This window comes from Rhodoferax sp. TS-BS-61-7, assembly GCF_002943465.1.
GTDB lineage: Bacteria > Pseudomonadota > Gammaproteobacteria > Burkholderiales > Burkholderiaceae_C > Allorhodoferax.
This window is the reverse complement of sequence record NZ_PTQY01000001.1, coordinates 400309-427031: the sequence shown is the minus strand read 5'-3', so window position 1 is coordinate 427031 and position 26723 is coordinate 400309. Positions and strand designations below refer to the sequence as shown.

The window sequence follows — 26723 nt, the reverse complement described above, 5'->3', positions numbered from 1 at the left end:
GGCTGCGCCTGAGCGTACGCGGCGCGCGTCGGCTTACTTTTTGGCCACTTTGGTGGCCGTGCTGCGCGGTTTGGCTGCCACGGTTTTGCCTTTGGCGGGCGCTTTGGCAATGGTGGTTTTGCCACGGGTTTTGGCGGTGCTGGTTTTGCTGCGTGCCTTGGCCGGCAAGAACAATACCACCTGCTGACCAGCCTTGAAGCTGGCACTGGCACTGACCTTGTTCCATTCGGCCACCGAGGCCGCACTGACCTTGTACTTGCGCGCGATGCTGGCCACGTTGTCGCCCTTGGTGGCCCGCACGTTGGAGCGGCGCAGGGCGACTTCGGGGGCTAGCGTGAGCTGGCCGTTGTCAGCCACTTTTTCTGTCACATCGGCCATGTGTGCGCTACGGGGCACCAGCAGCGTGGAGCCCGCACGAATGACGACGCGGGCAGGGATGTTGTTGATGCTGCGCAGCTCGCTCTCGGACATGCCTACCCGCTTGGCCACATCGGCCGGGCGCAGGGTGGTGGGGGCGACCCAGGCGGTCCAGCTGGCCAGGCGGTTGCTGCCATAGGCCTCCAGGTTGGACTGAAACACTTCGGCGTTGTCCCAGGGCAGCAGGATTTGTGGTGTGCCCGCGGCCAGGATGACGGGGCGGTTGATGGACGGGTTCAAAGCCTTGAAGTCGGCCAGGTCCACTTCGGCCAGCTTGGCGGCCAGGGTCAGGTCAATGTCGCGCTGGATGGTGACCGTCTGGAAGTAGGGGTGGTTTTCAATCAGGGGTAACTTGGAATTGAACTGGGCCGGGTTGGAGACGATGTTTTTGACCGCTTGCAACTTGGGCACGTAAAACCGCGTTTCCATAGGCATGCCCAGGTCCTGGTAGGTAGTGGCCTGGCCCGCGCGTTTGTTTTTGGCAATGGCGCGCCCCACGCTGCCTTCCCCCCAGTTGTAGGCCGCCAGGGCCAGATGCCAGTTGCCAAACATGCCGTGCAGCTTTTGCAGGTAGTCCAGTGCGGCACGGGTGGAGGCGAGTACGTCGCGGCGATCATCGCGGAACGCGTTTTGTTTGAGTTCGAAGTACTTGCCGGTGGCGGGCATGAACTGCCACATGCCGGCCGCCTTGGCGCTCGACACCGCCTGGGGGTTGAAGGCGCTCTCGATGAACGGCAGCAAGGCCAGTTCGGTCGGCATGCCGCGCAACTCCAATTCTTCAACAATGTGGAACAGGTACTTTTTGGAGCGCTCCGTCATGCGGAAGATGTAATCGGGGCGGCTGCTATACCACTGCTCCCGGTCACGCACCAGCTCGGTGTCCAGGTCGGGCATGCCGTAGCCCCGGCGAATACGTTCCCACAGGTCGGCTGGCGGGGCCAGGGCGACCACGGTACGCGAGGGCAGCGACTGGGCGTCAATATTGCTCAATGGGCCCGTGTTGGTGCTGCGCTCTGGCGCGCTCGGTTTCACGGGCGCCTTGCGTTGCAGCTCCCGGCTGGTTTGCAGGTTCAGGTTGTCTGCTGGTGCGGGGCTTGTGCTGCTGGTTGTGGTTGTTGTGCCGGTCGCCTCAACGCTGCTGTTAACGGGTTGTGGCGTGCTGGCGCAAGCAGTCAGCAGGGCCATGGCCAACAGGCTGGTGATTTTCAGAAATTTCATCGGTAATCGTTCTTCCAACGCCGCAGCGTGGCAAAGGCTCCATCGCGGGCCAGTCCGGGCGCGTCAAATTGACGCAGGGCAGCCAGGATGGGGGGCGCAGATGCGCGCAAAAAAGGGTTGATGCGCCGCTCCAAGTCTATCGAAGACGGCAAGGTGGGCAAATCTTGGTCGCGCAGTGCCTGGCAATGGGCCTGGTAGGCCAACAAGTCGGCGTTGTCCGGGTCCACGGCCAGTGCGAAGCGCAGATTGCTCAGGGTGTACTCATGGGTGCAGCATACCCGGGTGGTGGCGGGCAGGGCGGCTAGCCGGTCCAGGGAATCCTCCATCTGGGCGGGCGTGCCTTCAAACAGGCGGCCGCAGCCCGCGCTGAAAAGGGTGTCGCCGCAAAACAGCAGGGGTGCGCCGTCCATGTCTGCGGTGTAGAAAGCAATATGGCCGGCGGTGTGGCCCGGTACGTCCATCACCTCAAAGGCCAAGCCCAGGCGGTGGACCTGCTGGCCCTGCACCAGGGGCTGGTAAGGCGTTGGAATGGTTTCCTGGGCGGGGCCCCAGACCTGGGCACCTGTGGTGTTGCGCAGAATGTCCACGCCTCCCGTGTGGTCGGCATGGTGGTGGGTGACTAGAATGCTGCGCAGTTCAACGCCTTCCCGCTGCAGGGCCTGCAATACAGGCGCAGCGTCTCCCGGGTCCACCACCAGTGCTTCTCGTCCATCGTGCAACATCCAGACATAGTTGTCTGAAAACGCGGGTAGCGGTATTAACGTCATGAGCGAACAAATTATAGGTTTGCACGACTGGTTCCAAACGCCGGCGGGCCAGTACCTGTTGCGCTGGGAAGATGTGCAGCTGCAGTCCGCGGTGGCCGACATCTTTGGTTACCACGCGTTGCAACTGGGGGTGCCGCAGTTGCATGGCCTGCGGGCCAACCGCATGCCCCACCAGTGGCTGGGTATGCCTACGCCCGAGCCCGTGCCAGGCGCTTCTGCGCTGCGCACTGCGTTGGTGACCGACTACGCCGCTTTGCCTTTTTCGGCCTGCAGCCTGGATTTGGTGGTCTTGCCCCACACACTGGAGCTCAGTGCCGATCCCCATGCCACCCTGCGCGAGGTGGAGCGGGTGCTGGTACCCGAAGGGCGCGTGGTGATTTGCGGTCTGAACCCGGCCAGCCTGTGGGGGCTGCGGCAGCGCCGCGCCCGTGCCCTCCAGCGGTTGGGCATGGGTGACTTGTATTTGCCCGATTGCGGGGAGTTCATCGGCTACTGGCGCTTGCGGGATTGGTTGCGTTTGTTGAGCTTTGAAGTGGAAGAGGGGCGTTTTGGCTGTTACCGTCCTGCGGTGCGCAGTGAGAAGTGGCTGGAGCGCTGGGCCTGGATGGACCGTGCGGGGCCGCGTTGGTGGCCGATTGTCGGCGCCGCCTATTTTGTGGTGGCAGTAAAGCGGGTGCGGGGCATGCGTTTGCTGGGCCCAGCCTGGAAGGCGGTGCCGGCGCGCGCAGGTGCTTCGGTCCCGGTTGCGCAGCGCAGCCAGCCCAATGGTTATGCGCAAGAATGAAAGTATCAGGAAAGTGACTCAGAGCATGAATTCAGTGGTGATTTATACCGATGGCGCCTGCAAGGGCAACCCCGGGCCCGGTGGCTGGGGGGTGTTGTTGCGGTCTCCCGACGGGAGCGAAAAAGAGCTGTTTGGCGGAGAGTTGGGCACGACCAACAACCGTATGGAAATGATGGCCGTGATCCAGGCCCTGGCGGCACTCAAGCGCCCTTGCGCGGTGGTGTTGCATTTGGACAGCCAGTATGTGCTCAAGGGCATTACCGAATGGTTGGTGGGCTGGAAAGCCAAAGGATGGAAGACGGCGGCCAAGCAGCCGGTCAAAAACGTGGATTTGTGGCAGCAGTTGGACCAGCTGGTGAGTACATCAGGCCACACCATCGACTGGCGCTGGGTGAAGGGCCATGCCGGTGACCCCGGCAATGAGCGTGCGGATGCGCTGGCCAACCAAGGGGTGGATAAGGTGTTGGGGCGCGGCTAGCGCCGTGGGCTTGAATTCCTGTGCGCAGGCACGGGGCTTGCGTCGGTCCACGCCCAGTGTCATGCACCGACGCTACCATTGACGATTCGTCTGTTTACAACCCACTCCACCGATTTCTTCCTATGGCATCTAAAGCTGTTTATTCTGCGGTCGCAATTGTGGGTATCGCGGCCCTGTCCGGTGCGGCGTGGTGGCACCAGTCCAAGCCCCAGGGCCCCAAAGAAGTTTTGGCGGGCAATGCCAGCGCACAGCCGGCGGGCAAGTCACCTGCTGCCGCACCAGCACGGCCCGCTGGGGTGGAGGTGGCCAAGGTGGCCCGCATCACTTTGCAGGACGACGCCCAGTCGGTCGGGTCTTTGCGTTCACGCCAGAGTGTGATGGTGCGGCCGGAGGTGGCCGGCCGGGTCAAAACCCTGGGTTTCAAAGACGGTGCGACGGTGCGCAGGGGGCAATTGCTGGTGCAGCTGGACGACACCCTGCAACGCGCCGAGCTGAGCCAGGCGCAGGCGCAGCTGTCTATTGCCGAGGCCAACTTCAAGCGCAACCAGGAGCTGGTGGCGCAGAATTTTGTGGCCCAGCGGGTGCTGGACGAGAGTGCTGCCAATGTGCAAGTGGTGCAGGCACAGCTCTCGCTGGCCCAGGCCCGTTTGGGGCGCATGGCCATCGTGGCGCCGTTTGATGGCACGGTGGGCTTGCGTGCCGTGAACGTAGGCGACTATGTCAAGGACGGTGCGGACCTTATCAACCTTGAAGACACGGGCAGCATGCTGGTGGACTTTCGCCTGCCCGAACGTTACCAACGCAAGCTGCGCCCTGGTCTGGTGGTGGAGCTGGCCCTGGATGCTTTTCCCGGCCGCGCTTTCAAGGCGCGTATTGAGGCGGTAGACCCTTTGCTGGATGCCAATGGCCGTTCGGTCGGGGTGCGCGCAGTGTTGCCCAACAACGGTGGAGAACCCGCGGGTGCGGGTGGTGGTGCTCCGTTGCGGCCCGGCATGTTTGCCCGCGTGACCGCCATTTTTGGGGTCAACACCGCAGCGCTGGTGGTGCCGGAAGAAGCCCTGGTTCCCCAAGGTGGCAAGCAGTTTGTGGTGCTGGTGGTGGCGCCCTCGGAAATGCCATCGGCGGCCAATCTGCCGCCTGACACGGAGTGGGTCTCCAAACGGCAGGAAGTGAAACTGGGCGTGCGCCGCCAGGGCAAGGTCGAGGTGAGTGAAGGCTTGAGTGAAGGCCAGACCATTGTGGTTGCTGGCCAGCAGCGTTTGCAGCGCGACGGTACGGCCGTGCGCATTGTGGAGTTGGGGCGTGCGCCTGCTGCAGGCCCGGCCTCTGCCGCATCTGCTCCCGCCAGCGCGCCTGCTGCGCGCGCTTCCGGAGGCTGATACACCATGCAATTGGCCGAAACCTCCATCCGCCGGCCGGTCTTTGCGACCGTGCTGTCCCTGCTCATCATGTTGGTCGGCGCGGTGTCCTTCACCGGGCTGTCGGTCCGGGAGTACCCCAAGATTGATGAGCCTGTGGTCACCGTGACCACGCGTTTTGCCGGTGCCTCTAGTGAGGTGGTGGAAGCGCAGGTCACCAAGGTGCTGGAAGATTCATTGGCCGGCATTGAGGGGGTGGATGTCATTACCTCCAGCAGCCGCCAGGAACGCAGCCAGATTTCCATCCGTTTTGCACTGTCGCGCGACGCTGACTCGGCAGCGGCCGATGTGCGGGACAAAACCTCTCGCGTGCGCCAGCGCCTGCCACAGGGTATTGACGAACCGGTGATTGCCAAGGTCGAGGCCGATGCATTCCCGGTGATTTTTTTGTCGCTGAGCTCGGACACGCACAACGCCCTGCAGCTGTCCGAGATGGCCAACACCCTGGTCAAGCCCATCTTGCAGACAGCGCCCGGAGCCGCAGATGTCACGATTTCGGGAGAACGCAAGTTTTCCATGCAAATCTCCCTGGACCCGGCCAAGCTGGCTGCATTTCGCTTGACGATCCAGGATGTGGAAGACGCCTTGCGTCGCTCCAATCTTGAAGTACCCGCCGGGCGTATTGAAAGCAACTTGCGCGAATTCAACGTCACCGCGGCGACCGATTTGAGCCGGCCTGGTGAGTTCTCGCAAGTGATTGTCAAAACGGTGAACGGGTTTCCGGTGCGTATTGCCGATGTGGCACGCGTGGCCCAGGGGCCGGCAGAGGAACGGTCCAGTGTGCGCCTCAATGGCAAGGACGCCATTGGCGTGGGGGTGATCCGCCAGGCGACGGCCAATCCGCTGGATTTGTCTGCGGGCGTACGCGCCCTGATGGACAAGATCCAGAAGGACCTGCCACCGGGGGTGGTGGTGGAGATTGCCAATGACAACTCGGTCTTTATCGACCGCTCCATCAAGGCCGTGTACCAGACCATTGTGGAGGCCTCGGTGTTGGTGGCGCTGGTGATTTTTGTTTTCCTGCGCACCTTGCGCGCTGCCATCATTCCACTCGTCACCATTCCCGTCGCGCTGATTGGGGCGTTTGCCCTGATGGCGTTGGCAGGCTTCAGTATCAACACCCTGACGCTGCTGGCCCTGGTGCTGGCCATTGGTCTGGTGGTGGACGATGCCATCGTGATGCTGGAGAACATCTACCGGCACATCGAGGATGGGGTGCCGCCGTTTCAGGCTGCCATCCAGGGCGCACGGGAGGTGGGCTTTGCGATTGTGGCCATGACACTGACGCTGGTGGCGGTGTATGTGCCTCTGGCCTTTGCGCCGGGCCGTACCGGGCGCCTGTTCACCGAGTTTGCTCTGGCCTTGGCGGGCGCGGTGCTGGTGTCAGGCCTGGTGGCGCTCACGCTGTCGCCCATGATGTCTTCGGTGCTGCTGCGCCACAACCCGCGCCCCAGCTGGTTTGACCGTGGCATGGAGCATGCGTTGGTGTCTTTTACCAACGCGTACAGCGCGGTACTGGCTTGGACCTTGCGCCACCGTTGGCTGGTGGTGCTGGTCATGGTGGGCAGCGGTGCGGTCACCTGGTCGGTCATGGGTTCCATCAAGCGCGAACTGTCGCCCATGGAAGACCGGGGCGTGGTGCTCGCGCAGATCAACGCGCCTGATGGCGCCACGCTGGACTACACCAACCGTTACGCGCGCTCCATCGAGAAGGTGGGTGAGAATTTTCCGGAGTTTGACCGCATTTTTGCCAACATAGGCAGCCCCACGGTGGCCCAGGGCAATGTGTTTTTCCGGGCCGTACCGTGGGAAGAGCGCAAGCGCACCACGATCGAGATGGCGCGTGAAATGACACCCCGGGTGGCGGGCATGCCGGGCGTCACGGCCTTCCCGATCACACCCCCCTCGTTGGGCCAGGGTTTTACCCAGCGCCCCGTGAATTTTGTGATCATCACCTCCGAGAGTTACCAGAACCTGTCGCAGGCTGTGCGTGCGTTTCAGGATGAATTGGCCAAAAACCCGGGTTTCCTGCAGGTGGACACCGATCTACGCCTCAACAAACCCGAATTCCGCCTGGAAGTGGACCGGGAGCGTGCCGCCGACATGGGCGTGGGCGTGGACGTGATTGCACGTTCTATTGAAACCGTGCTGGGGGGACGCAATGTGACCCGCTACAAACGTGACGGTGAACAATACGATGTGGTGGTGCGTACCGCGTCGGCCGGGCGGGACACACCCGATGACATCGAGAACATTTTTGTGCGTGCCAAGGGGGATGCCATGGTGCCCCTGTCTGCCTTGGTCAAAATCAAGGAGGTGGTGGTTCCGCGGGAGTTGAACCACTTTGGCCAGCGTCGTTCGGCCACAGTCACGGCCAACCTGTCGCCTGACTACTCTTTGGGCGAAGCACTGGATTTTCTGGACGCTACCGCCAAGAAGGTGCTCAAGCCGGGTTACGCCACCGATGTAAACGGTTCTAGCCGCGAGTTCCGCAAGTCCTCGGATTCGTTGACGCTGGTGTTTTTGCTGGCCTTGGTGTTCATTTTTCTGGTGCTGGCCGCGCAGTTCGAGAGTTTTGTGGACCCACTTGTCATCATGCTAAGCGTACCGCTGTCCATGGCGGGTGCATTGGTGGCGCTCAAGTGGTCCGGGGGCACCTTGAATGTGTTCAGCCAGATTGGCCTCATCACCCTGGTGGGTCTGATTACCAAACACGGCATTTTGATGGTGGAGTTTGCTAACCAGTTGCGCGAGCAGGGCATGCAGACGCTGCAGGCGATTCAGCAGTCCGCCGCCCAGCGCATTCGCCCGATTTTGATGACCACTGGTGCCATGGTGCTGGGCGCGATTCCACTGGCCTTGGCCTCGGGCGCAGGGGCTGAGAGCCGTCAGCAGATTGGCTGGGTGATCGTCGGGGGCATGTCGGTGGGGACCTTGTTGACGGTGTTTGTGGTTCCCACCATGTACACCCTGCTGGCCCGCAAACACGCACCAGGCGCTAAAAAAGACCCGGTCTGAACTAGGGAGGGGGCCTGGCGGCCAGGTCCGCCAGGTTGTTCAAGTTGTCAAACGCATTGGCCGCATAGGCCGGTGTGTCAAAGTCTACCCACTGCACTCCGCAGGCCTCCATCCACGTCTGCACTTTGCGTTGCCCGCTGTCCAGGTAGCGACCTAGTTCCGGCATCACATGGAGAGACAGCAGGCAGGCCAATGGGTGGGTGCGTGCGTTTGCGCGCGCGGCCGCCAAGCGGGCTGGTGTGGCCGCTAATGCGCTCGACAAGCGCAGGGCCAGATCCAGTGGCAAGTGTGGCGTGTCGCACGGCACCAAAAGCACGTAATGGAGCGGCACTGGCCAGCTGTTGGCGTGTTGCAGGGATGCCATAACACCTTGCAGCGGACCGTCGTAACCGGGACGTACATCTGCCCAGACGGGGTAACCCAGTGCCGCGTATTTTTCCAGGTTGCGATTGGCACTGATGCCGATGTGCTGCGCAACTCCCCAGCTTTGCGCCCGCAGGCGGGCCAGACTCCAGGCGACCAGTGCTTGGTTTTGGTAGAGCTGCAGCCCCTTGTCCACGCCGCCCATGCGCTGGCCCTGGCCACCTGCCAAAACCACGCACAAGGTGTTGGCGGGGCTGGCAGCAGGTGCTTGGCTGAATTCAGCCACCGATGTAACTCATCTCCACCCGGCGCACCGCAGACGCAGCGTCAGCGGGCAGGGCGCTGCGCAAGGCTGAATACTGTTCGCTGCGCTGGTGCCAGATCTGGCGAATCGCGGCAGCCAGTGGTGCATCGTCATTGCCGCTGCGCAGCAGGCTGCGCAAGTCGTAGCCCTGGCTGGCGAACAGGCACAGGTACAACTGCCCTTCGGTGGAGAGTCGGGCCCGGTTGCAGTCACCGCAAAAGGCCTGGGTGACGCTGCTGATCACACCAACTTCTCCCGCCTCGGTGTCATGCCGTCCTGTGGCGTCCGCGTATCCCCAGCGTTGTGCGGTTTCTCCCGCGCTGGCGTGTTCCAGGGCCACCAGGGGCCATTCGGTTTGCAGCAGGCGGACCACGTCGGCCGAGGGCATCACCTCGTCCATGCACCAGCCATTGGTGGCGCCTACATCCATGTATTCAATGAAACGCAGTACGATGCCCGTGCCCTTGAAGTGCCTGGCCATGGGCAGTATCTGCTGTTCGTTGGTGCCCCGTTTGACCACCATGTTCACCTTGATCGGTCCCAGGCCCGCGGCCTGCGCGGCGTCGATGCCACGCAGCACGTCTTCGACCGGAAAATCCACATCGTTCATGCTGCGGAAGACGGCGTCGTCCAGTCCATCCAAACTGACCGTCAGGCGCTGGAGCCCTGCATCTTTGAGTGCGCGCGCTTTTTTGGCTAGCAGGGAGCCATTGGTGGTCAGGGTCAGGTCCAGTGGCAGGCCATCGGGTGTGCGCAGGGTCGACAACTGCGCGACCAAAACCTCGATGTTCTTGCGCAGCAAGGGTTCACCGCCGGTGAGGCGTATCTTGCGCACGCCTTGGGCGACAAACTGGCGCGCCAACCGGGTAATTTCTTCAAAGTTCAACAGGGCGGTCTGCGGCAGGTACTGGTAGTCCTTGTCGAACACCTCCTTGGGCATGCAGTAGCTGCAGCGGAAGTTGCAGCGGTCGGTCACGCTGATGCGCAAATCCCGCAGCGGGCGGCCAAGCACATCTGTCAAACCGGCCTCTTCGGGCCAGGTTGCACGCGGGTCGGGTGCCATGCTGGCGACAGCGATGGAGCGGGAGCGTTGGTCTACCAAGGGTACGATGCGCAAATTGCCGGGTTCTGCCATGCGCACTATTGTCCACGCTTCTGCGGCGAGGGGCGAATCGCAGGGCAAAATCAGGCACTACAAGAACACATAGTCTGTCGTTGGAGAAGAAACCATGTCCTCCAAACTTTTACCCCTATTGTTAACACTTGCCTGCGTGACGGCCCGAGCCCAAAGTGGTTCTTCGGCTAGCGCGGTGAGCGAGCGCGACTTTTTGGGCGAGGTGCCTGTGGTCCTATCGGTATCTCGATTGGCCCAGCCGTTGGACGAAGCGCCAGGGGCGGTGACCATTCTGGACCGTCCATTCATCCGTATGTCCGGCGCTCGGGATGTGGCCGATCTTTTGCGCATGGTGCCCGGGTTTCAGACCACTACGTCGTTCGAGTCTGATGCGCCTTTGGCCTCCTACCATGGGCGCAGCGACGACTGGGCCAACCGTATCCAGGTCCTGGTGGATGGGCGTTCCGTGTACTCCGGTCATCTGCAGGGTTCGGCGGGTCTGGGTTTGCAAACCCTGGCCCTGGATGACATCGCGCGGATCGAGGTCCTGCGGGGCTCCAACTCAGCGGCCTATGGCGCCCGTGCATTCCTCGGCGTGGTCAATATTGTGTCCCGTGATGTGCGCGAGACAGTGGGTAGCAGTTTTTCATTGGCGACCGGTGACAACGGAGTGGCCGATGCGGGAGGCAGTGTGGGCTGGGGAGGGCCGGGCGCGGCCTACCGCATCAGCATGGACAGCCGCGGTGACCAGGGCTTGCGGGGCGCTTATGGACGCAATCGGGTGTCGCGGTTGAATGCGTCTGCTGCCTTTGACCTGGATGCGGGAGCCGATGTGGATGTGCGTGTGGGGGCACTGGGCATAGACGCGGGGCGCGGTACCGAAGGTGATGCGGGCAATGCGGCGCGCATGCGGTTTTTGGGTTCGCAGTTCTTGCAGGCCGATTGGCATACCCCGATGGGAGAAGACCAAGACCTGCTGTGGAGTTATTCCCACACGGAAAACACGCATCGCGACAACTTTCCCTACCTTAGCAACGCGGCGGGTGTGAACTACTTTGGCATTCCTGTTGACTTTAGCGCGCAGGAAATCAACGATGCCCTGACCCTGCAGCACACCGTTCGCGCGTCTGCAGTACTGCGTGCAGTGTGGGGCGCCGAGTTGCGCCGTGAAGCTGTCAGTTCGGCGTCCAGCTTCGACCTGCGTGGGCAAGTCGTATCCCATTTTTCACGGCTGTTTGGCAATGTGGAGTGGCGCCTAGATCCCCAGTGGGTGCTCAATGCAGGCGCGATGGTCGAACATAGCAATATGGGCGGAGATACGGTCTCACCGCGCCTGATGCTCAATTGGCATGCCGCCGCAGGGCATACCTTGCGGGCGGGCGTGAGCAGCGCCTTTCGTCCCCCCAGTGCTTACGAAAAATACGCTTCAGTGCGCTACTACGATGTGAATGGGCAGAACCCCATCACCACGGTGAAGAGCAATGGCACGGTGGGGCCCGAGAAAATCTACACGCGAGAGCTGGGATACAACTTCTCCCTGAACCACAACATCTGGTCTGGTGATATTCGCCTGTTCGAGGAGCGTATTACTGACGGTATTGAACGCCCCGCGAACCTCAGTCCCGAGGAATACCAGAATATCGAGAACGTCAACATCACTGGTGCGGAGTACCAGGTGCAATGGCGGCCCGCTTTGGACACCCAGGTTTTCTTCACCCAGACCTGGACTGACATAGCCGATAGCACCCGCTTTAAGACTTCGCACGCGGCTGCGCGTTATGCCGCCTCGTTGGCACTGATGCACACGCTGCCCGCCGGGGTCATGGTGTCACTCATGCACCAGCAGTCGGAAGACATTGGTTTGATGTCTGGCAACAACCAGCGTTATGCGGTGGCACGCACCGATGTGCGTCTTGCCAAGGCCTTGCGCCTGGGCAAACAGAAGGCAGAGCTGGCGTTTACGGTGCAGAACCTGGACCAACCTTACCGTGATGGTGATCGCAAGTTTTTGTTTGACCGCAGGGCCTTTGTCTCCCTGCGGGTGGACTACTAAGGCATGGGCTTGGTGATCGCGCTGCGTGGCATCCTGGTCGGCTGGGCGCTGTGGGGCGCGGGCCTCGCCTTGGCCGCAGAGGTGCTGGTTCTCAGCAGCGAACGCAGCCCCAGCTACACCGACGCGAGCCAGGCGGCTGTGTCGGAGTTGGTGCGCCTGGGTGTGCGTCGTACGGATATTGCCTTGCTGTATGTACCTGAACTCACCCCGGGAGAGTTGGGTGCCACACAGGGTGCCAAGGTCTGGATTACCTTGGGCTCGGATGCGCTGGCCCGTGCCCTGGCACGCGAAGGGCGACCGCCCGTGGTGTCGGCCCTGATTCCTCGCCTGGGTTTCGAACGTTTGCTGCGGGAGAGCACGGGCAAAACAGCGGCACCCGTGGTGGCGGTGTACCTGGACCAGCCGTTTGGCCGACAGTTGGACCTGATGCACCAGGCTCTGCCCGATGTCAAACGCGTGGGGGTCTTGTGGGGGCAGGAGTCGCTGTTGCAACAGGCGAATCTGCAGGCCGCGGCACAAGCACGGGGGGTTGAGCTGGTGGCTGGTGTGGTCCCGACCTCGACCAGCCTATTTGCCGGCCTGAAAACGGTGCTGGATGGTGCGGATGTTTTGTTGGCCGTGGCGGACCCACAGGTCTACAACGGCGCCACCATTTCCAATATCTTGCTGGCCACTTACCGCGCCCGTGTTCCGATGGTGGCGTTTTCGCCGGCCTATGTAAAAGCGGGCGCCATGCTGGCGGTGTACAGCACGCCGCGCCAGATTGGCGTGCAAGCGGGTGCACTGGCGCGTACTGTGCTGCAGGGGGGGGCTGTACCTGCATCGCAATACCCGCTGGAATTCAGCGTCGCGGTGAATGAACACGTGGCCCGCTCGCTGGGAATGGTTCTGGATGAGGCCACCCTGAATGAACGCATGCACCGGATGGAGAGGCGCCCATGATGTTTCCTGGTATTCGCACACGCATGTTGGCGGCGGCGCTGGTGCCGGTCACCCTGGTGGTGCTGGCGCTGGTTGCGGTGTTCTGGACCAGCCGCGTCTCGGACCTGGATGAATCCCATGGCCTGCGCACACGCCTGATGGCGCGCCAAGTAGCGCTGGCCAGCGAGTACGGTATTTTTTCGGGCAACGTGGCCGCCCTGCAGGCGGTTTTGGCCGGGTTGCAGCGCGAACCCGATGTCCGCTCGGTGGCCGTGTTTGACATGGATGGACGCATGCTGGCCAGCTCCGGGGCACTGCATTACAACGGTTTTAAAGAGGCCAGTAGTCCGGCTTACGCCCAGTACCAGCGCAACGCTAGCATCGATGTGGTGGTGGAAGATGTGACCTCGGGCAATGTGGCTATTGATGATTTGTTTTCCCCTTCTCCCGGCGCGCAGGGGGCCGCACCGGAGGCGTTTGGCCACGTGGTGCTGGAGGTTTCCCGTGTTCGCTTGGTAACGCGTGAACGCGAGTTGCTGGTTCTGGCCTTGGGTATTGGCTTGGCGGGCCTGGTGCTGGGCGGCATTTTGGCCACCCGGATGGGAGAGGGCGTGGTGCGACCGGTGCTGCGCGTGTCCCGCATGATCGAACGCATTGGTGAGGGCGACCTGACGCCGAGCTCCGAGTCGCGCCCGACGGACCCGCTCTACGACCTGCAGACCCGTTTGAACCAGATGGCCCAGCGTCTGGCCTGGGGACGCGAGGAGATGGAGTTCCGGGTGGAGTCCGCCACGCGCGAGCTGCGAATCAAGAAGGAAGAGGCTGAGACGGCCACCCTGGCAAAGTCACGCTTTCTGGCCGCGGCCAGCCATGACCTGCGCCAGCCCACCCACGCCCTGGGCATGTTTGTGGCTCGGCTCGGGCAGTTGCCCCTGGACGCCCAGACGCGCCAACTGGTGGCCAGCCTGGAGGCCTCGGTGCAGTCCATGCAAGATTTGCTCGATGGCCTGCTCGATGTGTCTCGCCTGGACGCTGGTGCGGTGCAGGTGCAGGTTGGTGCGGTGAATATGGGGGAGCTGTTCCACAGCCTGCGCAGGGCCCTGCAACCGTTGGCGGAGAGCAAGGGGCTGCGCTTGCGCATACGCCCCAGCCCGTACTGGGCCATGACGGACCCCGTGCTCCTGCAGCGCATGGTGATGAACCTCGCTAACAACGCGATTCGCTACACCGAGCGGGGCACGGTGATGATTGTCTGCCGGCGTGTGGATGGTGGCCGCAAGGTGCGCCTGGATGTGGCAGACAGTGGCATTGGTATTTCGCCCGCCCACCAAGAAGACATCTTCCGGGAGTTTTACCAAGTGGGCAACTCGGGGCGGGACCGGGCACAGGGTCTAGGCCTGGGCCTGAACATTGTGGAGCGTACCGCCCAGCTGCTGGGCCACCGCATCACGCTGCGCTCGGCACTGGGCTGTGGCACGCGTTTTTCCATCCACCTGCCCGTGGCGCAGGCGGTGGAGGCCTCTACGGCCCTGCTTCCCATCGAGCCCCAGGGTCTGGGCGGTGTGGAGGGTATGCGCGTGCTGGTGATTGAAGACGATGGTTTTGCGCTGGAGGCGATCCGTGACTTGCTGAGCTCTTGGGGCTGTGTGGTGAATGCGGCGGCTACTGTGGCCCAGGCGCTGGACTTTGTGAACGCTTATGCGGCGCCTGATGTGGTGCTCAGCGACTTTCGCCTGGGAGAGGCGCGCAATGGCCTGGATGTGATTGCCATGGTGCGTGCCCATGCGCGGCGTGAGATCCCGGCCTGCCTGATGAGTGGTGACACGGACGCTGGCCTGATTCAGGCGGCCAAGGATGCGGGTTTAACACTGCTGCATAAACCGGTGCGCCCAGCCAAGCTGCGCAGCTTCTTGCGCCGCTCGGCCATGGCGGCCGAAGTGGAAGACTCCGCTGAGCTTTAGTTAGGCTGCCGAGGTGGGGCGGTAGCCGCAGCGTGCGGCTGCGACAACAGCCTGGGTGCGGTTCTGCACATCAAAATAGCGCAGGATGGAGGCGACGTGGGTCTTGACGGTTTCTTCTGACACATTGAGGGAGCTGCCAATCTCCCGGTTCGACCGACCATCGAGCAACTCGCGCAACACCAGCTCCTGGCGCTGCGTGAGTGGGGGTTTGGCATTGGCGCCGTCAAACGACAGAGCGCCAAAGTCGCTGCCCAGCTCGGAGGGCGAATAGACGTCGCCATTGAGCACCAGGCGCACCGCGTGCAGCAGTTCGTCGCTGAGGCTGGATTTGGTGACGAAACCCGACGCACCGGACTGCAGCACCTGGCGCATGATTTGCACATTGGCCGAGCCCGACAACATGACGATGGGGAGTTCGGGGTGTTTTTTGCCAAACACATCCAGGGCTTGCAGGCCCGTCATGTCGGGCAGGTGGTAGTCCAGCAGCACCAAGTCAATATCGGCATGGTTTTCTGCCAAGGCAAACGCCTGCTCGCAGGTACCTGCCTGCAGCACAGAGACGTTTTCATCCAGACCCTTGAGCACCTGGTGCAGGCCTTCGCGCACCAGGGCGTGGTCGTCAATCACAAGTATTTTCACGGGCTTGCTTCAAGAGAGGGGCGCAAGACGCGCCTGTGGCAGCATGGTAGCGCAAAGCGGCAACTGCCAGCCACCATGCAAAAGGCCCACCGAGGCGGGCCTGTGTGGCAAGCGGGGAGAACTCAGCCGCCGTGGATCTTCATCATCAGCGGCACGATGAGCAGCGCCACGATGTTGATGATCTTGATCAGCGGGTTGACGGCTGGGCCGGCCGTGTCTTTGTAAGGGTCGCCCACGGTGTCACCGGTGACCGCGGCCTTGTGGGTTTCGGAACCCTTGCCGCCGTGGTGGCCGTCTTCGATGTACTTCTTGGCGTTGTCCCAGGCGCCGCCACCGGTGCACATGGAGATGGCCACAAACAGACCGGTCACGATGGTGCCCATCAGCAGGCCGCCCAGTGCGGCGGGGCCCAGGGCCAAGCCGACCACAATGGGCACCACCACCGGCAGCAGCGACGGAATCATCATTTCCTTGATCGCAGCCGTGGTCAGCATATCCACCGCGGTGTCGTACTCGGGCTTGCCCGTGCCATCCATGATGCCCTTGATCTCCTTGAACTGGCGGCGTACTTCCACCACCACCGAGCCCGCCGCGCGGCCTACGGCCTCCATCGCCATGGCACCAAACAGGTAGGGAATCAGGCCACCGATGAACAGACCGATGATGACCATGGGGTCGCTCAGGTCGAAGGTAATGTGTTTGCCAAACGCGTCCAGCTTGTGGGTGTAGTCGGCAAACAGCACCAGCGCGGCCAGGCCGGCAGAGCCGATGGCGTAGCCTTTGGTCACGGCCTTGGTGGTGTTGCCCACGGCATCCAGCGGGTCGGTGATGTCGCGCACACTGGCGGGCAGTTCCGCCATTTCGGCAATGCCACCGGCGTTGTCGGTGATGGGGCCGTAGGCGTCCAACGCCACCACAATACCGGCCATGCTCAGCATGGAGGTGGCGGCGATGGCGATGCCGTACAGGCCGCCCAGACTAAAGGCACTGTAGATCGCCATACAAACAAAAATCACCGGCCATGCGGTGGAGCGCATGGACACCCCCAGACCGGCAATGATGTTGGTGCCGTGGCCAGTGGTCGAAGCCTGGGCGATGTGCTGCACCGGTGCGTACTGTGTGCCGGTGTAGTACTCGGTGATCCAGACCAACGCACCCGTTAGCACCAGGCCCACGGTGCAGGCGCCAAACAGGCTGCTGGCGGACAAGACGTGGCCGTCCGTCAAGGTGATGGCGGCGGGGAACATGGACTGCGTCACAAAGTAAAACGCAATCAGCGACAACACGCCGGCAATGGCCAGACCCTTGTACAGCGCAGGCATCACATTCTTCATACCGGGTGAGGCCTTGACGAAGAAGCAGCCAATGATGGACGCCACAATCGACACCGCACCGAGCGCCAGAGGGTATAAAACGGCGGTAGCCCCCGCTGTACTTGCGAGAAGTGCTCCTAAAACCATAGTGGCGATCAGGGTCACCGCATAGGTTTCAAACAGGTCGGCGGCCATGCCAGCGCAGTCGCCCACGTTGTCGCCCACGTTGTCGGCGATCACGGCAGGGTTGCGCGGGTCATCCTCGGGAATGCCGGCTTCCACCTTGCCCACCAAGTCGGCACCCACGTCGGCGCCCTTGGTGAAAATGCCACCGCCCAGGCGGGCGAAGATGGAGATCAGCGAGGAGCCAAAGGCAAAACCGATCAACGGGTTGAGTTTGGCGGCGGTTACCACACCGTCCGGTACCAGGTACCAGTAAAAACCAGTGACACCCAGCAGACCCAGGCCCACCACCAGCATGCCGGTGATGGCGCCGCCGCGGAAGGCGACATCCAGCGCGGGGCCAATGCCCTTGGTGGCCGCTTGTGCGGTGCGCACGTTGGCGCGCACCGACACGTTCATGCCGATGAAGCCGCAAGCACCCGAGAGCACCGCACCGACTACAAAGCCCACGGCACTGAGGGGATCGAGAAAAATACCAATCAGGATGGTCAGGATCACGCCCACGATGGCGATGGTCTTGTACTGGCGAGAAAGGTAGGCGGCGGCGCCGGTCTGGATGGCGGCTGCAATCTCTTGCATGCGCGCATTGCCGGCGTCTTGGGAAAGGATCCAGCTGCGTGCCCACACACCGTACACCACGGCAATGAGACCACAGCCAAGCGCCAGAAACAGCGCTGTGTTGCCCGTCATAGAAATACTCCTCTATGGTTGTTTCGCAAAGATGGGAGCAACGCTAGCGAGGCCCCCGCTGCGTTGCTTCCTCAGTGCTCCAACCCTACAAAGCAAGGGGAGATGATTGGCCAACGGGCCGAATGTAGCGTGCTTTGAAGACAGCACGTGAAAAACGAAAGTGTGTAGTCAGTAAAATCCGGGTTAATCCCTAGGTTTCTGTTTTAACTTCACTAAGAGAACTCCATGTCCCTCGACAAAGTCACCCCTGGCAGCAAAGTCCCTGAGGCGTTCAACGTCATCATCGAAATCCCCATGAACGCCGACCCGGTGAAGTACGAAGTGGACAAGGACTCTGGCGCCATTTTTGTGGACCGCTTCATGAGCACCGCCATGCACTACCCCACCAACTACGGTTATGTGCCCAAGACCATCTCTGGTGATGGCGACCCCGTGGACGTGTTGGTGATCACCCCCGTGCCCCTGATCCCCGGTGTGGTGGTGACTTGCCGCGCCATCGGCATCCTGAAGATGACCGACGAAGCCGGTGAAGACGGCAAGGTGTTGGCCGTGCCCGTGGACAAGATTTTGTCGCTGTACAGCCAGTGGAAGAAGCCGGAAGACCTGAACCCCTTCCGCTTGAAGACCATTGCCCACTTCTTTGAACACTACAAGGATCTGGAAGAAGGCAAGTGGGTCAAGGTGCAAGGCTGGGAAGGCCCAGAGTCCGCGCAGAAGGAAATCATGGACGGCATTGCCAACTACAACAAGCAGCAAGCCTGAACCGGCCTGCGACGGGGTTTTAGAGGTCAAATAGGCCTCTAGCCCGCGTAGATACTGCGCAAGCAGCTATCAAAAGAAGAGCGCTTTCCCGTAAGGGGCAGCGCTCTTGGTGTTTGTGGCCCGCTGAAACTGCGCGCCCCGGCAACGCTCAGGGCCGTGTGGGGTCGGGAAACACCCACTGCTGCAGCTTGCCCGTGCGTTCAAACGGCTTCCAGGTGTCCGGGGTTTGGGCCAGCCTGTCGGCTACCACCCACCAGGCGCTGGGGTTCAGTCCCAAGCCAATGTGGCTGGCAAATACTTCCACGTTTTCGGTGTGCGGGTTGGCCTGGCTGGGCGCCTGCAGGCTGGCGGGCCAAGCCACTACACCGTCGGTGCGCGAGTAGATGGAGGTGGTGGGCACCGGCGGCGCTGCCGGCAGGTCGAAGTTCTCGACTTCCTGCGCAATGCTGCGGCCACTGGTGAGTTCGTACAGGCGCCAGGCATTGGTGCTTTTGTGCGAACCCGCAAAGGGCGTGCCCAGCGTGATGACACTGCGGACATGCTGGGGCAGCTCCTTGGCCAGCTCGCGCGCGTAGACGCCGCCCAGGCTCCAGCCCACCAGGCTCACGGCCTCGCCGCTGGCCTCGGCCGTCTCTTGCACCTGGCGTTTGGCGGTTTCCAGCACGCCGGCGCGCGGGCCAAAATTGTAGCCCTGGTTCCAGCCCGAGATGTCGTAGCCCAGGTTGTTGAGGTAGGCCCGCAGTGGCAGCGTGGAGCCGTCGCTGGCCGAGAGGCCGGGGAACACAATGACCGGGTGCCCATCGCCCACCGGCGCCTTGGCCAGTGCCGGCCAGCTGGGCAGCACCGACCACAGCTCCCAGGGGGCGCGCAGTTCCAGGGCCATGAGCCAGGCATTGGGGGCAGGGTGGTGATCGCCCTTGGGGGCACGCGCTTTGGCCATACGACGTATTTCAGGCCCGTTTTGCAGGCTGTTTTTTTGAAGGGGATTTCACAGTAGCAGCTTTTGCGGCCGTGCCCCACCGTGGTGCGGTGGCTTTAGTTGGGCCACTCTGTTTTTTTGTCGCCCTGGCGACTGGTGCTGCGGCCGGTGCTGCGCCCAGCAGGGTGCGGCCTTCTTCAAACGCGGCCACCAGGGCCTGCGTCAGGTCTTGCACCTGGGGTACCGCCTGGGCGTCGGCAATCACCCCAAAGTCCACGCTGCCGGCATAGGTCTGCACCGTGATGTTGAGGGCAATACCGTGCACCACGATGGACATGGGGTGGAAGGTCTGCATGCGTGCACCGGCCAGGTACAGCGGCACGCGTGGGCCCGGCACATTGCTGATGACCAGGTTGGCCACCATGGGCAGGCGGTGTGAGAGGCCGGTGGCGCTGTAGGTTTTGAACGCGGCCTTGGCCACGCCGCCCACAATCCACGGCGCCAACAGCGAGGGGTAGTCGGTGGGCAGCATGCCTTTGAGCTGCACCATGGCGGTTTTGACCTTGGCCGTGGAGTCCATGATGGCCTGCAGGCGCTTGAGTGGCTGGGCCAGGTGCGTGCCCAGTGCCACCACGGTCATGGAGGCCTGGGTGCTGTAGTCGGTATTGCCCTCTTCGCGCAGGCTCACCGGCATGGCGGCCAGCAGGGGTTTGCGCGGAATGCTGCCGTGCTGGGCCAAGTAGCTGCGCAGCGCGGTGGCGCAAATCCACAACACAATGTCGTTGAACGAGCCACCTGCGGCCTGCGCCATGGCGCGGCAGTCTTCAAACGGAATGCTGGCCGTGCCAAAACTGCGTGCCGTGCCCACCGCCACGTTGAAGTCGGTCATGGGGGCCAGCGTAAAGGGCGACTTGGGACGCAGCCCACTGCCCTTGCCCTGCAGGCTTTGCCGTGCCACGGTGCTGCCCAGGGCCTGTGCGGCCTGGGGCAGGGCGCGGGCCAGCTTGGCGTACTGGGCCAGCGAGTTGGAAAACACGGCGCCGAGCATCTGGCCGACTTTGAGGCTTTGCGCCTTGCGTGGCTTCTCGTCGGGTGGCGGCACGGCGCGCGGCGTGGGGCCCACGTCCATCATGGCCTGCGTCAGGATGGTGCCGCTTTTGCCATCCAGCGTGGCGTGGTGGATCTTGGAGTAGAGCGCACCGCAGACCGTGCCGTCGGGGCACAACACGCGGTCGAAGACGTGGAATTCCCACAGCGGGCGGCTGCGGTCGATCAGGCCGCTGTGCAGTTCGGCCGCCAGGGTCTGGGCTTGCGCCAGCGGCAGGGCGCGGCCTTTGACCTTGCGGATGTGAAAGCCCAGGTCCACCTCACCGGCCTGCAGCCACACCGGGTGGCCCAGGTCCAGCGGCATGAACCCCAGCTTGCGTGTGAACACGGCGGCCAGGTGCAGGCGCTGGCCAATGTGGGCGCTGATGGCCTTGTGCAGGCTGAAGCGCGGGGTGTCGGGCAGTTCGTAGAGACAGAAGGAGCCCACATGCATGGGCATCTGCGGCGTCTCCAGGTACAAAAAGGTGGCGTCCAGGCCGCTCAAGGTGTTCATGGTGGGGTCTCCTGCGCACAGGGTAGCAGTGCCCACAGGGCCTGCCAGCTAGGGTTTGCCAAGGGCCGCAGCCCCAAGCTGGACGCCCCGTTTTGACACTGCAAATGCCGGGTTCCCGAAGCGGGGGTGCGCGTGTATGATGAATTGCAAGGCGTTGGAATCCCGTTTGCCGGGCCTGATCAGGAGTTCCTATGGACGTGCCACGAAACGCATCGATGCTGGACCACAGCCCTGCCCAGGGCGCCGCAGCCCATGCTGATTCCGGCCAGTACCTGACCCTGCGTCTGGGCACTGAAGAGTACGCCATCGACATCATGCGGGTGCAGGAGATTCGCTCCTACGAGCAGCCCATCAGCATGGTGAATTCCCCCAGTTTCGTCAAAGGTGTGATCAATTTGCGCGGCGTGATCGTGCCCATTGTGGATCTGCGCCTCAAGCTGCGTTTGCCGCACGTTGTTTACAACGACTTCACCGTGGTCATCATCCTCAAGCTGCGGGGCAGTGTGGTGGGGGCGGTGGTGGACGGCGTGTCGGATGTGGTGACGCTGAACGCCCAGTCCATCAAGCCGACGCCGCAATTCGAATCGGCGCTGGACGCCCGTTTTATCCTGGGGCTGGCCCATGTGGGCGAGCGCATGCTGATTGTGGTGAACATGGAATTGTTGATGGGCAATGCCGAAATCGGTGTTGCAGTGGCCACCTGAACTTACTGGAGCACAAACGATGGCACTTGGTTTTTTGACCTCCCTGCGCGGGAAAATTGTGGCAACCGTGGGGCTGCTGGTGGCCGCGGGCTTGCTGGTTTTGTCGGCTACCAATGTCTATACGGCCCGCAGCCATGCGCTGCAGTCTCTGGAGGAGCAGACCAAGGCCCTCTCCCGCGCGCACGCTGCGGGCGTGGCGGACTGGGTGACCTCGCGCAAGCAGGTGGTGATCTCGTTTGCGGGCGCCATTCCCGAGGCGGACCCCATCAAATTTCTCCAGCAGGCCAAGATTGCGGGGGATGTGGACACCGCCTACATCGGCTTTGCAGACAAGCGCACGGCCTTTTCCAGCCCGCAAGAGCTGCCGCCAGATTACGACCCCACCTCGCGCCCCTGGTACCAGCTGGCGGCCAAGGAGTCGGGCCCGGTGGTGACCGACCCTTACCTGGATGCGGGCACCAAGAAACTGGTAATTACATTTGCCTCGGCGGTGAAGGACGGTGCGCAGGTGAGTGCGGTCACTGCACTGGACGTGTTCATGGACGGCGTGGTGCGTAATGTGGCCTCCATCCGGCCCACGCCAGGCACCTACGGCCTCATCGTCGGCAAGGACGGCAAGATTGTGGTGCACGAGGACACGGCACTGGCCATGAAACCCATCACCGAGATCGCCCCCGAGCTGGGCGGCGATGGTCTGGACGCCCTGGTTCAGGCCGGCACCCTGCGCGAGGTGACGATGCGCGGTGAACCCCGCCTTGTGTATGCCCAGCCGATTTCCGGTACCAGCTGGACCCTGCTGGTGGCCCTGAACCGCGCAGAAGCCATGCAGGGCGTCACGGCCCTGGTCTGGTCGGCCGCGGCTTGGAGCGTGGCGATTGCTGTGATTGCGGTGCTGGTAATTGGCGCCCTCCTGACCCAGCTGCTGGGCCGGCTGGTGGTGCTGCGCAACGCCATGCAGGACATTGGCTCGGGCGAGGGTGACCTGACCCAGCGCATACCCACGGCGGGCAATGACGAGCTGGCCGCCATTGCCGCCGGCTTCAACCAGTTTGTGGAGAAAACCCAGGGCGTGCTGCGCCAGGTGCGCTCCAGCGCCGACAGCGTGGCCAACGCCAGTTCAGAGATCGCCCAGGGCAATAACGACCTGAGTGCCCGCACCGAACAACAGGCCAGTGCGCTGGAAGAGACGGCCGCCAGCATGGAGGAGCTCGGCTCCACCGTGAAGCAAAACGCCGACTCCGCCCGCGAAGCCAACCAGCTCGCCATGAGCGCGTCGACGGTGGCTGTGCAGGGTGGAGAAGTCGTCGGCCAAGTCGTGGAAACCATGAAAGGCATCAACGAATCCTCCCGCAAGATCGCCGACATCATCAGCGTCATCGACGGCATCGCCTTCCAAACTAACATCCTGGCCCTGAACGCCGCCGTAGAAGCCGCCCGGGCGGGAGAGCAAGGACGCGGCTTTGCCGTCGTCGCTTCCGAAGTCCGATCCCTGGCAGGACGCTCAGCCGAAGCCGCCAAAGAAATCAAAACCTTGATTGGCACCAGCGTAGAGCGGGTGGAGCAAGGCACGGCCCTCGTCGACAAAGCGGGCACCACCATGACCGAAGTCGTCAGCAGCATCCGCCGTGTGACCGACATCATGGGAGAAATCTCAGCGGCCAGCTCTGAACAAAGCAGTGGGGTTGCCCAAGTGGGTGAAGCCGTCACCCAGATGGACCAGGCCACGCAGCAGAACGCGGCGCTGGTGGAGGAGATGGCAGCAGCGGCCAGCAGCCTGAAGAGCCAGGCCAACGACCTGGTGCAGGTGGTGGCGGTGTTCAAGCTGGGCAACGAGCCTGCTGGCCACCATGCTGTAGCACATCTGCCCAAAGCCCAGGTACGATCCAACGCGCCCAAGGTGCCTGCCTTCAAGGGGCCCGAGCGCCGTGGCGATACCAAGCCAGTTGCAGCCAAACCCGTCGCAGCCCATGCACCCGCCGGTAAGGCGCCTGCTGCCAAACCCAAGGTTCAGCCCGCTGCAGCGGCCCATGCCCCCACCACGGTAGTACCCAAGACCAGCACCAAGGTCACCCCAGCCGGCGGGGACGACGACTGGGAAACCTTCTAAGCTGCGTGGCAGCAGGTCAGGCCGGCCGCTTGAACGGCGAGCGCTGGCCTAGGTCGTCTAGGTAGTGACCGATGCCCTGGCCCTCGCGCTCCAGAAAGCGGGCCACGGCGTCCGCAAAGGCGGGGTGCGCCAGCCAGTGCGTGCTGGTGGTTTTAACCGGCAGCAGGGCCCGCGCCATCTTGTGCTCGCCCTGGGCACCGCCCTCAAATCGCTGGTAGCCGTTGGCAATACACCAGGCCAACGGCTGGTAGTAACAAGCCTCAAAGTGCAGGCAGTCCACCGGCTCCAGGGCGCCCCAGTAGCGACCATAGGCGACACGCGTGGTTTGAGTGCCATTTAGACCGCTAGCACCCGTGGAATATGCGCCAATAGCTATCAAACTGCTAGCAACCGCACGGCCGTTGCGCTCCGCCACAAACAGCAGCCAGTTCTCCGGCATGGTGCGTGCCATGCGCGCAAAGAAGTCGCGGTTCAGGTAGGGCGGGTTGCCGTGTTCCAGGTAGGTGCGCTCGTAGCAGCGGTAGAAAAAATCCCAGTCGGCTTCTGAAATTGCGCTGCCTTGCGCATGTCGAAACGTCACGCCAGCCTCGGCCACCTTGCGCCGCTCCTGGCGGATCTTCTTGCGCTTGTCCTGCGCCAGGCTGGCGAGAAAGGCGTCGAAGTCGGCGTAGCCGGGGGGGGTGTTTTGCCAGTGGAATTGCACGGTGTGACGCAGCATCAAGCCGGCGTTATCACTCGCTTGTACATCGTCGTCGCTCGCAAACAGCGTGTGCAGTGACGACGCGCCAACCTCTTCGCACCAGTCCACCACGGCCCGCAGCAGTACGGCCCGTGCTTTGGCATCCCGCGCCAGCAGCCGGGCACCCGGTACGGGTGTGAAGGGCACGGCAATCACCGCCTTGGGGTAGTAGGGCACGCCATGCTGCTGGTAGGCGCTGGCCCAGGCCCAGTCGAACACGTATTCGCCATAGGAATGGTGCTTGAGGTAGACCATGCAGGCCGCCTGCAGCACGCCGCCCGCGTGCAGGGTGATGCAGTGCGGCGCCCAGCCCGTGTCGGCGGTGGCGCTGCCGCTTTCTTCCATCGCGGCCAGGTAGGCGTGGCGCATAAAGGGGCTGGGCTGGGCCTGTGCGGCCAGCAGGCCGTCCCAGGCGGCAGCGTCCACGCCATGCACCGAGGCATGGACCCCGATGACATAATTGACTTCACCCATGGAGCGCACCCTGCGCCATGGCGGCGCACACTGCGCTGCCCCGAACAACTATTGGCTGGTTCATGACTCTTTCACTGTGCGTGGCACAACTCAATTTCATCGTTGGCGACTTGGACGGTAACGTCAAAAAAATCGTAGCTGCGGCGACCCAGGCCTATGCCGATGGCGCGCGCTTGCTGCTCACCCCCGAACTCTCCATCTGCGGCTACGCGGCCGAAGACCTGTTTCTGCGTCCCGCCTTTATCGCCGCCTGCGATGATGCCGTGAAAGCCGTGGCCCAGCAGCTCGCCGGGTTAAAAGGCCTCTGCGTAGTGGTGGGCCACCCCCAGGGCGGCGACAGCCGCACGCGCTCCACCGCAGTGCAGCAGCGCCACAATGCGGCCAGCGTGCTGCGCGAGGGCCAGGTGGTCGCCACCTACGCCAAGCGCGAGCTACCCAACTACCAGGTGTTCGACGAACGCCGTTATTTCACTCCCGGCAACGGGGTCTGCGTGTTCACGGCAGGCGAGGGCGCTGACGCCGTCAAAGTGGGCCTGCTGATCTGTGAAGATGCTTGGTTTGAAGAGCCCGCGCGCCTGGCCCAAGAGGCGGGGGCCGAGCTGCTGGCCGTTATCAACGCATCCCCCTTCCACGTGGGCAAGGGTTATGAGCGCGAGGCCAAGATGGCCGAGCGCTGCCAAGCTACGGGTCTGCCGCTGGTCTATGCCCATCTGGTGGGCGGGCAGGACGAAGTGGTGTTTGAAGGCCACTCGTTTGCGTTGAACGCCGATGGCACGGTGGCCGGTCGTGCCCCGAGTTTCAAGGAAAATCTGTTTCTGGCCCAGGTGGAGCGTGCGCAAGCAGCTATCAAAATCGTAGCGACGGTGGAGCCGGAACGCAGCCCTGAGGCGGATTTGTGGGATGCACTGGTGCTGGGTGTGCGCGACTATATTGGCAAAAACGGCTTCCCCGGTGCGCTGTTGGGCCTGTCGGGTGGCATTGACTCCGCGCTGGTGCTGGCCGTGGCGGTGGATGCGCTGGGTGCCGACAAGGTGCGCGCGGTGATGATGCCCTCGCCCTACACGGCCGACATCAGCTGGATCGACGCCCGCGACATGGCCGCCCGCATGGGCGTGCGCTACGACGAGATTTCCATCGTGCCCGAGTTCGAAGCCTTCAAGGCCTCGCTGGCGAAGGAGTTTGCGGGCCGCGCCGAAGACACCACCGAAGAGAACATCCAGGCCCGTATCCGCGGCACGCTGCTGATGGCGTTGTCCAACAAGTTCGGCAGCATTGTGCTGACCACCGGCAATAAGAGTGAAATGGCCACCGGCTACTGCACGCTGTACGGTGACATGGCGGGCGGCTTTGCCGTCATCAAGGACCTGGCCAAAACCGCGGTGTTCAAGCTCTGCCGCTGGCGCAACCTGCACGACCCGTATGGCACGGGTGTCGGCCCCATCCCCGAGCGCATCATCACGCGCCCGCCCAGCGCCGAGCTGCGCCCCGACCAGAAGGACCAGGACAGCCTGCCGCCCTACGAGGTGTTGGACGGTATTCTGGAGCGTTATATGGAGAACGACGAGAGCATCGAATCCATCATCGCGGCCGGCTTTGCGCGGGCCGACGTGGAAAAGGTGACCCGCCTCATCAAGATCAACGAGTACAAACGCCGCCAGGCACCCGTGGGCATTCGTGTCACACACCGCAGCTTTGGCAAGGATTGGCGTTATCCTATTACCAGTAAATTCCGGGCCTGAGCTGCGAAGCCCGCCCGTTCATTCCTTCACAGAGACAA

Annotated in this window: 20 protein-coding genes; 11 read left to right on the top strand and 9 right to left on the bottom strand. The window is 62.8% G+C overall.

Annotation, left to right across the window (positions count from 1 at the left end):
- Positions 1–33: 33 nt before the first annotated feature.
- Both C5F53_RS02035 and gloB read right to left on the bottom strand, forming a co-directional pair.
- Entirely contained in the window at positions 34–1635 is a 1602-nt protein-coding gene (locus tag C5F53_RS02035; RefSeq protein WP_105259656.1) for a transglycosylase SLT domain-containing protein, read from the bottom strand.
- Positions 1632–2402 (bottom strand): hydroxyacylglutathione hydrolase, encoded by a 771-nt coding sequence (gene gloB / locus C5F53_RS02030; protein ID WP_105259655.1) that lies wholly within the window; start codon positions 2400–2402, stop codon positions 1632–1634. The genes C5F53_RS02035 and gloB overlap by 4 nt, the downstream gene beginning before the upstream one ends.
- On the opposite strand from gloB, the gene C5F53_RS02025 reads away from it, so the two are divergent.
- From C5F53_RS02025 to C5F53_RS02010, 4 genes are all read left to right on the top strand, one after another.
- Positions 2401–3186, top strand: coding sequence for a class I SAM-dependent methyltransferase (locus tag C5F53_RS02025; protein WP_236635177.1), 786 nt, complete (start codon positions 2401–2403; stop codon positions 3184–3186). The genes gloB and C5F53_RS02025 overlap by 2 nt on opposite strands.
- A gap of 25 nt (positions 3187–3211) precedes the next feature.
- Positions 3212–3664 (top strand): ribonuclease HI, encoded by a 453-nt coding sequence (rnhA, locus tag C5F53_RS02020; protein WP_105259654.1) that lies wholly within the window; start codon positions 3212–3214, stop codon positions 3662–3664.
- Between the two features lie 122 nt (positions 3665–3786).
- Entirely contained in the window at positions 3787–5043 is a 1257-nt protein-coding gene (locus C5F53_RS02015) for an efflux RND transporter periplasmic adaptor subunit (RefSeq protein ID WP_105259653.1), read from the top strand.
- A gap of 6 nt (positions 5044–5049) precedes the next feature.
- Positions 5050–8100 (top strand): efflux RND transporter permease subunit, encoded by a 3051-nt coding sequence (locus tag C5F53_RS02010; protein WP_105259652.1) that lies wholly within the window; start codon positions 5050–5052, stop codon positions 8098–8100.
- A 1-nt stretch (position 8101) separates the two neighbouring features.
- On the opposite strand, the gene mobA is transcribed toward C5F53_RS02010, so the two are convergent.
- Positions 8102–8749 carry a molybdenum cofactor guanylyltransferase MobA gene (mobA, locus tag C5F53_RS02005; RefSeq protein WP_105259651.1) on the bottom strand — a complete coding sequence of 216 codons (648 nt, stop codon included), beginning with the start codon at positions 8747–8749 and terminating at the stop codon, positions 8102–8104.
- The gene (gene moaA, locus C5F53_RS02000) at positions 8742–9830 is read right to left on the bottom strand and encodes a GTP 3',8-cyclase MoaA (RefSeq protein ID WP_370446704.1); all 1089 of its coding nucleotides are present in this window, start codon (positions 9828–9830) and stop codon (positions 8742–8744) included. Before moaA ends, mobA begins: the two co-directional genes overlap by 8 nt.
- 208 nt (positions 9831–10038) lie before the next feature.
- Here moaA and C5F53_RS01995 point away from each other — a divergent pair, with 208 nt between their 5' ends.
- From C5F53_RS01995 to C5F53_RS01985, 3 genes are read left to right on the top strand one after another with little or no spacing between them, the layout of a single operon-like run.
- Complete coding sequence (locus tag C5F53_RS01995; RefSeq protein WP_161499867.1) at positions 10039–11934, top strand: TonB-dependent siderophore receptor; 1896 nt, start codon at positions 10039–10041, stop codon at positions 11932–11934.
- 3 nt (positions 11935–11937) lie between these two features.
- Positions 11938–12876: an ABC transporter substrate-binding protein gene (locus tag C5F53_RS01990; RefSeq protein ID WP_105259648.1), complete on the top strand. Its 939-nt coding sequence runs from the start codon at positions 11938–11940 to the stop codon at positions 12874–12876.
- Positions 12873–14816: an ATP-binding protein gene (locus tag C5F53_RS01985; RefSeq protein ID WP_105259647.1), complete on the top strand. Its 1944-nt coding sequence runs from the start codon at positions 12873–12875 to the stop codon at positions 14814–14816. The genes C5F53_RS01990 and C5F53_RS01985 overlap by 4 nt, the downstream gene beginning before the upstream one ends.
- On the opposite strand, the gene C5F53_RS01980 is transcribed toward C5F53_RS01985, so the two are convergent.
- Both C5F53_RS01980 and C5F53_RS01975 read right to left on the bottom strand, forming a co-directional pair.
- Positions 14817–15455: a response regulator transcription factor gene (locus C5F53_RS01980; protein WP_105259646.1), complete on the bottom strand. Its 639-nt coding sequence runs from the start codon at positions 15453–15455 to the stop codon at positions 14817–14819.
- A gap of 122 nt (positions 15456–15577) precedes the next feature.
- On the bottom strand, positions 15578–17641 hold the full coding sequence (locus C5F53_RS01975; RefSeq protein WP_105259645.1) for a sodium-translocating pyrophosphatase: 2064 nt from the start codon (positions 17639–17641) through the stop codon (positions 15578–15580).
- A 225-nt stretch (positions 17642–17866) separates the two neighbouring features.
- Between C5F53_RS01975 and ppa the strand changes: the two genes are divergently transcribed.
- Positions 17867–18403, top strand: a complete 537-nt coding sequence (ppa, locus tag C5F53_RS01970; protein WP_105259644.1) for an inorganic diphosphatase — start codon at positions 17867–17869, stop codon at positions 18401–18403.
- 148 nt (positions 18404–18551) lie between these two features.
- On the opposite strand, the gene C5F53_RS01965 is transcribed toward ppa, so the two are convergent.
- Positions 18552–19343 (bottom strand): triacylglycerol lipase, encoded by a 792-nt coding sequence (locus C5F53_RS01965; RefSeq protein WP_105259643.1) that lies wholly within the window; start codon positions 19341–19343, stop codon positions 18552–18554.
- A 10-nt stretch (positions 19344–19353) separates the two neighbouring features.
- A complete protein-coding gene (locus C5F53_RS01960) occupies positions 19354–20922 on the bottom strand; it encodes a wax ester/triacylglycerol synthase family O-acyltransferase (protein WP_105259642.1) in 1569 nt (522 codons plus the stop codon).
- A 191-nt stretch (positions 20923–21113) separates the two neighbouring features.
- On the opposite strand from C5F53_RS01960, the gene C5F53_RS01955 reads away from it, so the two are divergent.
- Positions 21114–21626 (top strand): chemotaxis protein CheW, encoded by a 513-nt coding sequence (locus tag C5F53_RS01955; RefSeq protein WP_370446697.1) that lies wholly within the window; start codon positions 21114–21116, stop codon positions 21624–21626.
- Positions 21627–21645: 19 nt separating this feature from the next.
- Positions 21646–23733, top strand: coding sequence for a methyl-accepting chemotaxis protein (locus tag C5F53_RS01950; protein WP_105259640.1), 2088 nt, complete (start codon positions 21646–21648; stop codon positions 23731–23733).
- Positions 23734–23749: 16 nt separating this feature from the next.
- Here C5F53_RS01950 and C5F53_RS01945 read toward each other — a convergent pair whose 3' ends face one another.
- Positions 23750–24946: a GNAT family N-acetyltransferase gene (locus C5F53_RS01945; protein WP_105259639.1), complete on the bottom strand. Its 1197-nt coding sequence runs from the start codon at positions 24944–24946 to the stop codon at positions 23750–23752.
- Positions 24947–25008: 62 nt separating this feature from the next.
- Here C5F53_RS01945 and C5F53_RS01940 point away from each other — a divergent pair, with 62 nt between their 5' ends.
- A complete protein-coding gene (locus C5F53_RS01940; RefSeq protein ID WP_105260364.1) occupies positions 25009–26685 on the top strand; it encodes an NAD+ synthase in 1677 nt (558 codons plus the stop codon).
- The last annotated feature ends 38 nt before the right edge of the window (positions 26686–26723 follow it).

Excerpts from the sequence above, each read along its gene's own strand:
- C5F53_RS01960 (WP_105259642.1), bottom strand. The coding sequence starts at position 20,922 with ATGAACACCTTGAGCGGCCTGGACGCCACCTTTTTGTACCTGGAGACG.
- C5F53_RS01945 (WP_105259639.1), bottom strand. The coding sequence starts at position 24,946 with ATGGGTGAAGTCAATTATGTCATCGGGGTCCATGCCTCGGTGCATGGC.
- C5F53_RS01940 (WP_105260364.1), top strand. The coding sequence starts at position 25,009 with ATGACTCTTTCACTGTGCGTGGCACAACTCAATTTCATCGTTGGCGAC.
- C5F53_RS01955 (WP_370446697.1), top strand. The coding sequence starts at position 21,114 with ATGGACGTGCCACGAAACGCATCGATGCTGGACCACAGCCCTGCCCAG.
- moaA (WP_370446704.1), bottom strand. The coding sequence starts at position 9,830 with ATGGCACCCGACCCGCGTGCAACCTGGCCCGAAGAGGCCGGTTTGACA.
- C5F53_RS02035 (WP_105259656.1), bottom strand. The coding sequence starts at position 1,635 with ATGAAATTTCTGAAAATCACCAGCCTGTTGGCCATGGCCCTGCTGACT.
- C5F53_RS01975 (WP_105259645.1), bottom strand. The coding sequence starts at position 17,641 with ATGACGGGCAACACAGCGCTGTTTCTGGCGCTTGGCTGTGGTCTCATT.
- C5F53_RS01965 (WP_105259643.1), bottom strand. The coding sequence starts at position 19,343 with ATGGCCAAAGCGCGTGCCCCCAAGGGCGATCACCACCCTGCCCCCAAT.
- C5F53_RS02025 (WP_236635177.1), top strand. The coding sequence starts at position 2,401 with ATGAGCGAACAAATTATAGGTTTGCACGACTGGTTCCAAACGCCGGCG.
- C5F53_RS02010 (WP_105259652.1), top strand. The coding sequence starts at position 5,050 with ATGCAATTGGCCGAAACCTCCATCCGCCGGCCGGTCTTTGCGACCGTG.
- C5F53_RS02015 (WP_105259653.1), top strand. The coding sequence starts at position 3,787 with ATGGCATCTAAAGCTGTTTATTCTGCGGTCGCAATTGTGGGTATCGCG.
- rnhA (WP_105259654.1), top strand. The coding sequence starts at position 3,212 with ATGAATTCAGTGGTGATTTATACCGATGGCGCCTGCAAGGGCAACCCC.
- gloB (WP_105259655.1), bottom strand. The coding sequence starts at position 2,402 with ATGACGTTAATACCGCTACCCGCGTTTTCAGACAACTATGTCTGGATG.
- C5F53_RS01950 (WP_105259640.1), top strand. The coding sequence starts at position 21,646 with ATGGCACTTGGTTTTTTGACCTCCCTGCGCGGGAAAATTGTGGCAACC.
- C5F53_RS01990 (WP_105259648.1), top strand. The coding sequence starts at position 11,938 with ATGGGCTTGGTGATCGCGCTGCGTGGCATCCTGGTCGGCTGGGCGCTG.
- C5F53_RS01985 (WP_105259647.1), top strand. The coding sequence starts at position 12,873 with ATGATGTTTCCTGGTATTCGCACACGCATGTTGGCGGCGGCGCTGGTG.
- ppa (WP_105259644.1), top strand. The coding sequence starts at position 17,867 with ATGTCCCTCGACAAAGTCACCCCTGGCAGCAAAGTCCCTGAGGCGTTC.